This window comes from Serratia sp. CY71090 (genome assembly GCF_052166845.1).
Lineage (GTDB): Bacteria > Pseudomonadota > Gammaproteobacteria > Enterobacterales > Enterobacteriaceae > Serratia > Serratia nematodiphila.
The window spans coordinates 168,705-180,270 of sequence record NZ_JBJNOA010000013.1; the positions used below are offsets into that span (position 1 = coordinate 168,705).

12 protein-coding genes are annotated in these 11,566 nt (G+C 60.1%); 4 read left to right on the forward strand and 8 right to left on the reverse strand.

The window, feature by feature from the left end; genetic code table 11:
- The first annotated feature begins 79 nt into the window (after nucleotides 1-79).
- Nucleotides 80-895 carry a methionine ABC transporter substrate-binding lipoprotein MetQ gene (gene metQ, locus ACJ8OK_RS21485; protein ID WP_085336335.1) on the forward strand — a complete coding sequence of 272 codons (816 nt, stop codon included), beginning with the start codon at nucleotides 80-82 and terminating at the stop codon, nucleotides 893-895.
- A 46-nt stretch (nucleotides 896-941) separates the two neighbouring features.
- Here metQ and ACJ8OK_RS21490 read toward each other — a convergent pair whose 3' ends face one another.
- From ACJ8OK_RS21490 to ACJ8OK_RS21510, 5 genes are all read right to left on the reverse strand, one after another.
- Nucleotides 942-1,706 (reverse strand): SDR family oxidoreductase, encoded by a 765-nt coding sequence (locus ACJ8OK_RS21490; RefSeq protein WP_442531010.1) that lies wholly within the window; start codon nucleotides 1,704-1,706, stop codon nucleotides 942-944.
- Between the two features lie 138 nt (nucleotides 1,707-1,844).
- The gene (locus tag ACJ8OK_RS21495) at nucleotides 1,845-2,765 is read right to left on the reverse strand and encodes a sugar ABC transporter substrate-binding protein (protein WP_442531012.1); all 921 of its coding nucleotides are present in this window, start codon (nucleotides 2,763-2,765) and stop codon (nucleotides 1,845-1,847) included.
- 63 nt (nucleotides 2,766-2,828) lie between these two features.
- On the reverse strand, nucleotides 2,829-3,869 hold the full coding sequence (locus ACJ8OK_RS21500) for an ABC transporter permease (protein ID WP_004940978.1): 1,041 nt from the start codon (nucleotides 3,867-3,869) through the stop codon (nucleotides 2,829-2,831).
- A gap of 15 nt (nucleotides 3,870-3,884) precedes the next feature.
- Nucleotides 3,885-5,369 carry a sugar ABC transporter ATP-binding protein gene (locus ACJ8OK_RS21505; RefSeq protein WP_004940975.1) on the reverse strand — a complete coding sequence of 495 codons (1,485 nt, stop codon included), beginning with the start codon at nucleotides 5,367-5,369 and terminating at the stop codon, nucleotides 3,885-3,887.
- 75 nt (nucleotides 5,370-5,444) lie between these two features.
- The gene (locus ACJ8OK_RS21510; RefSeq protein WP_016928128.1) at nucleotides 5,445-6,374 is read right to left on the reverse strand and encodes a sugar ABC transporter substrate-binding protein; all 930 of its coding nucleotides are present in this window, start codon (nucleotides 6,372-6,374) and stop codon (nucleotides 5,445-5,447) included.
- 484 nt (nucleotides 6,375-6,858) lie between these two features.
- Between ACJ8OK_RS21510 and ACJ8OK_RS21515 the strand changes: the two genes are divergently transcribed.
- The 3 genes from ACJ8OK_RS21515 (at nucleotide 6,859) to dcuR (ending at nucleotide 10,152) form a co-directional block, all read left to right on the forward strand.
- On the forward strand, nucleotides 6,859-7,701 hold the full coding sequence (locus tag ACJ8OK_RS21515; RefSeq protein WP_015377543.1) for a class I fructose-bisphosphate aldolase: 843 nt from the start codon (nucleotides 6,859-6,861) through the stop codon (nucleotides 7,699-7,701).
- A 125-nt stretch (nucleotides 7,702-7,826) separates the two neighbouring features.
- On the forward strand, nucleotides 7,827-9,440 hold the full coding sequence (locus ACJ8OK_RS21520; protein ID WP_442531013.1) for a sensor histidine kinase: 1,614 nt from the start codon (nucleotides 7,827-7,829) through the stop codon (nucleotides 9,438-9,440).
- Nucleotides 9,433-10,152 (forward strand): two-component system response regulator DcuR, encoded by a 720-nt coding sequence (dcuR, locus tag ACJ8OK_RS21525; RefSeq protein WP_004940959.1) that lies wholly within the window; start codon nucleotides 9,433-9,435, stop codon nucleotides 10,150-10,152. The genes ACJ8OK_RS21520 and dcuR overlap by 8 nt, the downstream gene beginning before the upstream one ends.
- Nucleotides 10,153-10,189: 37 nt before the next feature.
- Here dcuR and ACJ8OK_RS21530 read toward each other — a convergent pair whose 3' ends face one another.
- The 3 genes from ACJ8OK_RS21530 to ACJ8OK_RS21540 form a co-directional block, all read right to left on the reverse strand.
- Nucleotides 10,190-10,525: a hypothetical protein gene (locus ACJ8OK_RS21530; protein WP_033633329.1), complete on the reverse strand. Its 336-nt coding sequence runs from the start codon at nucleotides 10,523-10,525 to the stop codon at nucleotides 10,190-10,192.
- Between the two features lie 48 nt (nucleotides 10,526-10,573).
- Nucleotides 10,574-10,879, reverse strand: a complete 306-nt coding sequence (locus tag ACJ8OK_RS21535; protein WP_004940954.1) for a hypothetical protein — start codon at nucleotides 10,877-10,879, stop codon at nucleotides 10,574-10,576.
- Between the two features lie 171 nt (nucleotides 10,880-11,050).
- Nucleotides 11,051-11,269: a hypothetical protein gene (locus ACJ8OK_RS21540; protein WP_015377541.1), complete on the reverse strand. Its 219-nt coding sequence runs from the start codon at nucleotides 11,267-11,269 to the stop codon at nucleotides 11,051-11,053.
- Nucleotides 11,270-11,566 lie beyond the last annotated feature (297 nt).

The window sequence follows — 11,566 nt, forward strand, 5'->3', positions numbered from 1 at the left end:
GCCCAGCGATTACCTACAGTCACTGCCACTATTCTGCCCGCCAAAATTAGCAGGCAATGTTGACAAGGACCCTGGGAAAATGACATTTACGCCGAAAAACCTCACCCTGGCGCTGGCCGCCGCCGGCACGCTGCTGCTGACCGCCTGCGGCCCAACGGCACAGGACGATCACCACATCAAGGTCGGCATCAGCGCCGGTATCGATCAGTCGCTGTGGGCGGTGGTGCAAAAGGTCGCCAAGCAGAAATACGATCTGGACGTGGAGGTGGTGACCTTCAACGACTACGTGCTGCCGAACGAAGCGCTGAACAACGGCGATCTGGACGTCAACGCCTTCCAGCACAAGCCGTATCTGGACAAGCAGATGCAGGAGCGCGGCTACAAACTGGCGGCGGTGGGCAACACCTTCGTCTACCCGATCGCCGGGTATTCGAAGAAGATAACCGCACTCAGCCAGCTGCCGGACGGCGCGCAGGTGGCGGTGCCGAACGATCCGACCAACCTGGGCCGCTCGCTGTTGCTGTTGCAAAAACAGGGGCTGATTACCCTGAAAGACGGCGTCGGCCTGCTGCCGACCGCGCTGGATATCGTCAGCAACCCGAAAAAGCTGAAGATCGTCGAGATTGAAGCGCCGCAGCTGCCGCGCGCGCTGGACGACCAACAGGTGACGCTGGCGATCATCAACACCAACTATTCCAGCCAGATCGGCCTGTCGCCGGCCAAGGACGGGCTGTTTGTCGAAGACAAAAACTCGCCGTACGTCAACATCTTCGCCAGCCGCATCGACAACAAAGACAGCGAGAAAGTGAAGGATCTGGTCAAGGCCTATCAGACCGACGAAGTGGCGGCCAGCGCCGCCGACATCTACAAGGGCGACGCCGTCAAAGGCTGGTAACGCTCTCCCGTATGCCCGTGGCGCCTAACCACGGGCCATGCCAACCTCAGCCGCGCTGAATGGACACGCCGCCGTCCACCAGCATCGCGGTGCCGGTGACAAACGAGGAAGCGTCAGACGCCAAATACAGCGCCGCCTGCGCGATCTCCTCCGGCATCGCCAGCCGCTTCAGCGCGTGCAGGTCGGCCACCTGCGCCAAGGCTTCCGGGGTATTGCTCATCTGCCGCCCCATCGCCGTATCGGTGCCTCCCGGCAGCAGCGCGTTCACCCGAATGCCGCGCCCGCCAAACTCCACCGCCAGCGCCTGCGTCAGGCCGATCAGCCCCGATTTGCCGGCCGCATAGGCCGCCGTGCCGGGAAACGCCGCGGTGTGGCCGACGAACGTGGAGGTGAAGATCACCGAGCCCGCGCCGCGCGCCAGCATGGCGGGAATTTGATGCCTGGCGCCGTAATAGGCGCTGGACAGGTTAGTTTCCAGCACCTCGCGCCATTCTGACGCGCTGAGCGCCAGCGACGGCCCCAGCGGCCCCAACGTGCCGGCGTTGTTGAAGGCGATATCCAGGCCGCCGAATTCGTCGACCGCCGTCGCCGTCAGCCGTTCGGCGAAGGCTTCGTTGCGCACGTCACCCGCCACCGCCAATGCCCGGCCGCCCTCGCGCCGAATGTCCTCCACCAGCTCGGCCAACAGCGGCGCGCGCCGGGCGCCCAACACCAGCGCCGCCCCCTGCCGGGCGAACAGCAGCGCCGCCGCTTTGCCGATCCCCGAACTGGCGCCGCCGATCACCGCCACCTTGCCGTTTAATGCGTTCATCGCTCATCCTCACGTTGTTTAAAGATCCTCAGTGTGAGGCAAGGTTCGACGCCGCGCTGGCCGCAAGCGGACATGCAATTGGCGCAATAAAAAAGGCGCTGCAAGCAGCGCCCCGGCAACGCGGATCCGACGGCGAACTCACGGTTTGGCCGCGTATTTATCCTGATTGGCCGGCGTCACCAGCTCGAACGGGATCCAGTAATACGGCTCAAGCTTTTCGCCGTTGATCATGCGCTGCGCCACCTCGACCGAGGCCTTACCCTGGCCGATCGCGTCCTGGAACACCGTGACCTGCATCTTGCCGGAGGCCAGCGCCTTGAGGCCGTCCGGCGTGGCGTCGATGCCGCCGATCAGCACTTTCTTGTCCGCCTTGCCCGCCTGCTGCAGCGCCATGATCGCGCCGATCGCCATCTCGTCGTTGTTGGCGGCGACGATATCGATCGCTTCGCCGTTGGTCAGCCAGTTCATCATCAGATCCATGCCTTCACTGCGTGAATAGTTGGCGCTCTGCTTCTGCACCACCTTCATGTTCGGGTATTTGGCCACCACCTGCTCCACGTCTTTGGTGCGCTGCAACGCGCCGGCGTCGGTCAGGTTGCCGATCATCACCGCCACGTTGCCCTGATAGTTGGCCAGCCGCGCCAACTCCTCCATTTGCAACGTGCCGGACTCCCGCTCGTCGGAGCCGACGAACACCACGCCCTGAGGCAGTTTGGCGTCGCCCGGCGTGCGGTTCACGTACACCAGCGGCACGCCGGCGGCCTGCACCATTTTGGTCATTACCGGCGTGCTGGCCGAGTTGACCGGATCGACGATAATCGCGTCCACCCCGGCGCTGATAAAACTCTGCACCTGGTCGGTCTGGCGGCCGACGTCGCCGCGCGCGTCCTCGAACTGCACGGTAATGCCGCGCGCCTTGGCCTCCTTGTCGATCGCCTGGCGGATAATGGTGAGGAAGTTCTGGTCGAAATAGGCCATCGATACGCCGATGGTTTGCGCCCATGCCGGGGTGGACGCACACAGCGCCACCGCCAGCCACAGCCCTTTCAGGTAATTCATGATGTGCCCCCCGGTAAAAAAACACCGCCGGCCAACCCTGGCGCCGGCGGCAATTCACGGCAATCAGTGTTTCTTGCGGTTGCGACGCATGTCGATCGACACGGCGGCGACGATAATCACGCCTTTGATGATGTCCTGAATGTAAGAATCAACGCCGATAAAGGTGAAGCCGCTTTTGATCAGGCCGAGGATCACCGCGCCGATCAGCGTGCCGGTGATGCGCCCGACGCCGCCCATCAGGCTGCTGCCGCCGATCACCGCCGCGGCGATGGCGTCCAGCTCGTACGACATCCCCATACTCGACTGGCCGCTGCTGACGCGCGCCGCCAGCACCACGCCCGCCAGTCCCGCCAACCCGCCGGCGATGGTGTAAACCGTCACCAGATATTTGTTGACGTTGATGCCGGACACCCGCGCCGAGGTCATGTTGCCGCCGATGGCGTAGATGTATTTGCCATAGCGGGTGTGTTTGAGCGCGATATGGAAGATCACCGCAATCACCAGGAAGATGATCACCGGCATCGCGCCCTGGCCGATTGACGTGAAACCGTCCGACAGGAAGCTGACCGGGTTACCCTTGGTGTAGTACTGCGCCAGACCGCGCGCCGATACCATCATCCCCAGCGTAGCGATGAACGGCGGAATGCCGGTGCGGGTGATCAGGAAGCCGTTGATAAAGCCGCAGACAATGCCCACCCCAATCCCCGCGCCGATCGGGATCGCCGCCGGCAGATCGAGCAGCCCCGGGTACATCGGCGAAATGCTGTCCGAGGTCTGCGCCAGGCTGGCCGCCACCACCGCAGTCAGCGCAATCAGCGAACCGGAGGAGAGATCGATGCCGGTGGTGATGATCACCTGGGTGACGCCCACCGCGATGATGCCGATGATCGCCACCTGCAGCACGATCAGCAGCAGGCGGTTCGGGTTCAGCAGGAACGACTGATCGCGCATGTACCAGCCGAGGATTTCGAAGACCAGCGCGATGCCGAGCATCACGATGAAGATGCCGGTATCCTTCGGCATTTTGCCGCTCAGCCCGGAGAACAGCGTTCCCTTGCTCGTTGAATCGGCGGAGAGCGGCTTCTCAATCTTTACGTTACTCATGATGTTCACCCTTCGTTATTCTGAGGCCAGTGCCAGGATCTTTTCCTGGTCCGCGTCGTCTTTGTCCAAAATGCCGGTGATGCGGCCGCCGTGCATCACCATCACCCGGTCGCTCATGCCGAGGATCTCCGGCAGCTCGGAGGAGACCAGAATGATGGCGACACCGCGGTTGGCCAGCTCGCTGATCAGGCGGTAGATTTCCGCTTTGGCTCCCACGTCGATGCCGCGCGTCGGTTCGTCGAGGATCAGGATTTTCGGCTGCGCCAGCAGCCAGCGCGCAATCAGCACCTTCTGTTGGTTGCCGCCGCTGAGGTTATTGATGATCTGATCCATGGTCGGCGTTTTGATGTTGAGCTTTTTGATCTGATCCATGCAGTCTTTGGCCATCTGCACGTGGCTGACGAAACCGTTCTTGCCGATGTATTCCGACAGGTTGACGATGCTCATGTTCTCGACCACCGACAGCACCAAAAACAGGCCGGATTTTTTGCGGTCTTCGGTGAGGAAGGCCAACCCGCTCTCGATCGCCTTCGCCGGGGAATCGACCTTCACCGCCTGGCCCTCGATAAAGATCTCGCCGCCGTCCGCCGGGTGCATGCCGAATAGGCTTTCCATCACTTCGCTGCGCCCGGCGCCCACCAGCCCGGCGACGCCGAGGATCTCGCCGCGTTTGACGCTGAACGACACGTCGTGGAACCAGCCGCTGCGGCGCAGCCCCGCCACCCGCAGCACTTCCTCGCCGATATTGTTGTTGAATTTGGGGAACATCTGCGTCAGTTCACGCCCCACCATCATGGTGATCAGCGACTGCTTGGTCAGATTTTCGGTCTTGTCGCAGGCGATGAAAGTGCCGTCGCGGAAAATGCTCACTTCGTCGGTGATGGCGAAGATCTCGTCCATCTTGTGGCTGATATAGATAATGCCTTTGCCCTGCTCGCGCAGTTCGCGGATGATGGCGAACAGATGCACCACTTCACCTTCGGTCAGCGCCGAGGTCGGTTCGTCCATGATCAATACGTCAGCGTTGTAGGACACCGCCTTGGCGATCTCCACCATCTGCTGGTTGGCGATGCTCAGTTCGCCCACCAGCGTGTCCGGCTGCAGTTTGATGTTCAGCCGCGCCAGCAGTTCGCGGGTGTTCTCGTTCAGCTGCTCGTGGTTGACGAACCCCAACCGCGCCGGCTCGCGCCCCAGCCAGATGTTTTCCGCTACCGTCATATAAGGCACCAGGTTCAGCTCCTGGTGGATCATGGAAATGCCCGAATGCAGCGCCTGCAGCGTGTCGCTGAAGGTGACCGGCCGGCCTTTGATTTTTATCGAGCCTTCGTCCGGGTGGTAGATGCCGATCAGGCATTTCATCAGCGTCGATTTGCCTGCGCCGTTTTCCCCCATCAGCGCGTGCACGCTGCCGGGTTTGATTTTAATCGAGACCTTATCCAGCGCTTTGACGCCGGGGAACTGCTTGCTGATGCCTTCGGCCTCAAGAACATAAGGGTACATACCGCTTACCTCCGCACTGACCCACGTTTTCCGCCGCGCTCGCCCCACACCGGCGCCCGCGGCGGGCTTCAAGGCTTATTTCTTGTTTTTATCGGCGAATTGCTGGTAATTGGCCTGGGTGATCAGCTGGTAAGGGATCAGCACGTTGCTCTCCACTTTCTCGCCTTTCACCAGTTGAACGGCGGTCTGCACCGCGCCCTCGCCCTGGCCTTTGGCGTCCTGGAATACGCTCAGCGCCAGATCGCCCTTCTTGATGAACTCCAGCGCGTCCGGCGTGCCGTCAACGCCGGCCACCAGCACGCCGGATTTCTTGGCTTGCTTGAGCGCCAAAATAGCGCCGATGGCCATTTCGTCATTGTTGGAAGCGATGGCGTCGATCTGCTGGCCGGACAAAATCCAGTCGGTGGTGACGTCCACCGCCTCTTTGCGGAAGAACTTGGCGGTTTGCTTGTCGACTATTTTGATGCCGGGGTAGTTGGCCGCCACCTCTTCCACGCCACGGGTGCGGTCCCGCGTGGCTTCACTCGACAGCTCGCCCATCAGGATCATCACGTTGCCCTTGCCGTTCATCAGCTTGGCCAACGCTTCCATCTGCAGTTTGCCGGCCAGCTTGGAATCGGAGCCGACGTAGGCCATGCCGGCCGGGAGCGCCACTTCCGGCTTGCGGTTGACGAACACCAGCGGGATCTTGGCGTTCTCGGCCAGTTTGATCATCGGCTTGACGCCCTGGGTATCCACCGGGTTGAGGATGATGGCGTCGACGCCCTGGCTGACGAAGTTTTCGATTTGTTGAATTTGCTGCGCGATGTCGCCCTTGGCGTCTTCGAACTGGCCGCTGACGTTGCCGTCGGCCTTCATTTTGCTTTGCATCGACTGGCGCAGAATGGTGAGGAAGTTGTCATCGAAGTAAGCCATGGAAACGCCGATCTTGATGTCTTTCGCCAACACGCTGGCCGGCAGCATGCACATCAGTACCGAGGCGGCGATCAATTTCTTCAGCTTCATGTTCGTTACCCTTTAATCGTTAGAATGAAGAGGTCTGTTGGTTGACAGCTAATGAAAAATATTTTTTACATTCAAACAACAATACGGTCGGTGTTATCCCTTTGATACGGCGAAATTACCGCGTTATCGCCGTATTAAGGCCGTGAACAAAATGGTGATCGATATCTCAAAATAGATTAAAAACAATCAATTGAAATAAACCCCTGGTGGAGCAAGCCGCGTCTTCGCCGCTTTTTTAAATGTTTATTTCATAATTTAGACTATTGAAACTTTTTAACCCAAACAAGCGAAACATGCGTTTTGGAATAGCTTATTAACAAAAACATGACACGGATCTAACAAATGAAATGAAAGCCGCCCGTGAGCGTTCCCCTTTCGTGCGCCGGCAAAAACTGCGAGCGGGCGCGCAGTTTGCGGTTTCCGCGTTTCCCGACCATCCTTACTCGGCAATAATGGACATATCCCTATCTCAGGAGGACCTGACATGCAGCTCAGCAGTAAGGTGCGGATGAACCGCCTGTTCAACAACGGCAAGTGCCTGGATGTGGCGATCGATCACGGCATCGCCAACGAACCGGATTTTTTAATCGGGCTGGAAGATATCGAACGGGTGATGGGCAACCTGATCGCCGCGCGCCCCGACGCGATTCAGGTCAACTACGGGCAGGCGGATCTGCTGCAGCGCGCGCCGCAGCGCGAAAAACCGGCGCTGGTGATGCGCACCGACGTCGGCAACGCCTATAACGCCGCACGCCACCGCGAAATGTGGGCGGTGCTGCACAACCCGGAAGCGCCGATCCTGGCCGCGCTGCAAATGGACGCCGCCGCGGTGGTGGTCAACCTCTATATGATCCCGGATGAACCCGGCATTTTCCGCCAGTGCGTAGAAAACATCGGCCGCCTGCGCCACGCCTGCGATCGCTACGCCATGCCGCTGATGATCGAACCGCTGGTGATGGCCCCGGCCGGCCAGGGCGCCGCCTACGGATCGCTGGGTGACGTGGAGAAAATCGTGCCGCTGGTGCGGCTGGCGCGCGAGCTGGGCGCCGACATCATCAAGGCCGATCCGACCGATCGGGTGGAAGATTTCCACCGCGTGGTGGAAGCGGCGCGCTGCCCGACGCTGGTGCGAGGCGGCGGCAAGGGAGAGCTGGGCCCGGTGCTGGAGAAATCCGCCGCGCTGATGGCCCAGGGCGCCTCCGGCATGGTCTATGGCCGCAACGTCTATCAACACAGTAATCCGTCGCAGGTGGTGCGCGCCCTGATGGCGATCATCCACCAGGGCGCCAGCGGCCAACAGGCGCTGGAGATCTATCACCAGCAGTAACCCGCTTTTGTAACTAAAATAACCCCTCCGCCCCCCGGCAGCGTGCTATAACCTGCTGCCGGTAACTGCAGCTTGCCGCATTCCTCGCTAGAATACGCCGTGATATCGCCATTCGGAGAACCGCCATGCCAAAACAACGGGTGCCGCTCAAGCTGAGCACCTCCATCACGCTGATGGTGTCCGCCATCATCGCTTCGGTGCTGCTGGTGGTGTTCGCGCTGTTTTTCGTGCAGATGAGCCGCGAGGGGCAAGATCAGCTGCAGCAGAAAGCCATCGCCGTTGCCAACACGCTGGCGCTCTCCAACACCGTGATCGACGGCCTGCAGCGGCGCGATCACAGCGGCGCCATTCAGCGCTTCGCCGAGCAGGTGCGCCATCAAAACGAGCTGCTGTTCGTGGTGGTGGTGGATATGCAGGGCATCCGCTATTCGCACCCTAAACCCTGGCTGATCGGCAAGCATTTTATCGGCGACGATCTGGCGCCCGCGCTGCAAGGCAACGTCAACAGCGCCATCAACCGCGGCACGCTGGCTCCGGCGCTGCGGGTGTTCGTGCCGGTGTATGACGATCAGAAAAAACAAATCGGCGTGGTGGCGCTCGGCATCGCGCTGGACACCGTGCAGCGGGTGGTGGCGGAAAGCCGATGGATCATCTATTGGACCATCGCCTTCGCCGCCCTGGTCGGCAGCCTGGGCACCTTTTTCCTGGTCTCTGCGCTCAAACGCATCATGCTGGGTTTCGAGCCCTACGAAATCTCCAACCTGTTCGAACAGCGCAACGCCATGCTGCAATCGATTAAAGAAGGCGTGATCGCGGTCGATAATGAATCCCGCATCACCATCGTCAATGACGAAGCCAAGCGCCTGCTGCGCCAGAGCGGGCCGGTGGAAAACCTGCTGCGGGAAGCCGCCAGCAAGCATTGGCCGGCGCAGCTGCATCTGGCGGAGGTGCTGGCCAGCGGCGAACCGCTGCGCGATCGGCAGATCAGCTTCAACGGCAGCGAACTGCTGACCAATACCGTGCCGGTGATCGTCAACGGCCAGGTGACCGGCGCCATCGCCACCTTCCGCGACAAGACCGAGATCAGCCGCCTGCTGCAGCGGCTGAGCGGCATGGCGCACTACGCCGACGCCCTGCGGGTGCAGTCGCACGAATTTATGAACAAGCTGCATGTGATACTCGGCATGCTGCATATGAAGGCCTATCAGCAGTTGGAAAACTACATCATCAACACCGCCAGCAACTACCAGGAAGAGATCGGCGCGCTGCTGCGCAAGATCCATTCGCCGGAGGTGGCAGGCTTCTTCATCGGCAAGATCAGCCGCGCCCACGAGGCCGGCATCGAACTGACCATCGAGGAAACCAGCCTGCTGCCGGAAACCGACGATGCGGAAACCACCCACGTGCTGATCAGCGTGCTCGGCAACCTGATCGAAAACGCCATCGACGCCATCGACGGCGTTGAGGGCCACGAGATCGGCCTGAGCTTCCATCATCACGACGATCAATTACACTGTATCGTCAGCGACGACGGCCCCGGCATCGATCCGGCGATCGGCTCGCGCATCTTCGAACACGGATTTTCCACCAAGGGAACGGGACGCGGCATCGGCCTGGCGCTGATCCGCAGCCATCTGGAGAAACTGGGCGGCAGCATCGATTTCGAATCCGAACCGGGCGAGCTGACCCAATTTTTCGTGCACCTTCCCTATCAGGCCAAGAGCGGAACCCATGATTAACGTACTGATTGTCGACGACGACCCGATGGTGGCGGAGCTGAACAAATACTACCTGAGCCAGGTCGGCGGTTTTCACTGCCAGGCGACGGTCGCGACCCTGAGCCAGGCGCGCGCCCTGCTGGCCGACGCCAGCGTCAGCATCGATCTGGTGTTGCTGGATATTTACATGCAGCAGGAGAACGGGCTGGATCTGCTGCCCGGCCTGCGCGAACTCGGCGAGAAGACCGATGTGATCATCATCTCCTCCGCCAGCGACGTGAACACGGTGCAAAAAGCGCTGCACTACGGCGTGGTGGATTATCTGATCAAGCCGTTCCAGTTCAGCCGCTTCAAGGAGGCGCTGAGCCACTACCGGCAACAGTCACAGCTCTTGGCGCAACGCGAGTTTTCGCAGGCCGACGTCGACAGCCTGTTGCGCCGCCAGCCCGGCGGCCAGGAGAGCAAAAAGCTGCCGAAGGGCCTGACCAGCATCACCCTGAGCACGGTGTGCGAGTGGATCGAACAACAGCACGACAGCGAATTCTCTACCGACAATCTGGCCAACGCCATTGGCATTTCGCGGGTGTCCTGCCGCAAGTACCTCATCTATCTGGCGGAAAGCGGCATCCTCGGCACCCGTATTCTGTACGGCGCCACCGGCCGGCCGGTCTATCTGTATCAGCTGAAACCGGACGCGATCGCCATGCTGAAAGAGCATTGCCGCCCGGCCTAAACGACGTCGGGCGCAGAAAGCGCCCGGACGTTAAAGGTTAGAAGTTGTGCATGTAACACTTCGCCTCGGGATGAGGATCTTTCGAGTGTCTGCGCAGGCAGCGCTGCTTTTTCTGCTGCTGTTCCAGGTTCCGCTGCTGCCGCTCGGCGGTCTCAGCGGCTTCGCGTTGCTGTTCACGTGCAATTGCCTGCTCGTTGGCCAGCGTCAGGTTATCGACATTCCACACCTTGTGGCGCAATGCGTCGCGCTTTTTCTGGTACTCCTCGGTGACCTTACTGTCCTTCGGCGTCGCCGCATGGTATTCCAGATCCACCCGCGCCTGCGCGAAGCTGGAACAACACAAGGCCACGCCGGCCAACACGATCCTTTTCATCAATGACTCCTTTGACATTACATCGCTTGACTCTGCGCACACGCCGGCTCAGCAACCGTTCGGCGATGCCGTCGGCTTTTCCTCTGAACGGGAGACGCGCTGCCCCCCGGTGACGGGCGCTTTGCCGGGCTCGATAGCGCACTCCGCCAACCGCGCCAGCTCTTCCGCATCGCGCTCTGTCGGCGGCGCTTCCTCGCTCATTTCCTGCCGCAGATCCTGCGCCAGCGCTTTCAGGCGCTTTTGAAACAGCACCGGCGACACCCCTTCGCACGGCCTGTCGTAGCGCGCTGCGCCGGCGCTTTGGCTTAGCGGCGGCAACAGCAAGAGAAAGATCGCGGCCATGTTCTTCGTCATGGGCAACTCCTTTGATTACGCCGAAATAAACCGGCGGTTCCCTATAAGGAAAACGAATTGTCTGCTAACGCAATGAATGGTCAAGCCACGGCAGAATAACGCAGGAAAGGTAAACCCTCCGACAATATCGGCAGAATGCGCGCATTAATTTGGCTGAATATATTTAGCGGTTTAACGATCGAATATTTTCGACCCATCTAACGTGCCGCCAATACCGATATTACCTTCATGCAATACCGACGAGGCAGACTCACCCGCCATGATGCGTTGCCGCTGTTCCCGCGTGGCCGGCTGAGGCTGAGACCAGTCCGGGGACGTCGACGTTGGCTGGATCGCGCTGCAGCCGCTCAACAAAAACAACGATACCGTGGCACAATAACGCCATGTCATAGTTTTCTCCTTAAAGGAAATAAAATACCCGCAGCCGGCGGCAAGGGTAAATAAAAAATGACTTTCTTTAGTTTAATAACCGCCGTTATTTCACCATCCGACTGCCGATGTTAACCACCCGGTTCCTCTGTTAACCCGAAATAAACATTTTCGCTTAGCCACCCGATAATTCGCAGGCAGTAAAAGACCACCTCCTGAGGAGGTGGCTTTACACGACGCCCCCTAAAAGGGGGCCATTTTCGAGTTAATCCTGCAACAGCTCCATCTGCTGTTCGATCTCTTGGTCCTTCTTATCCT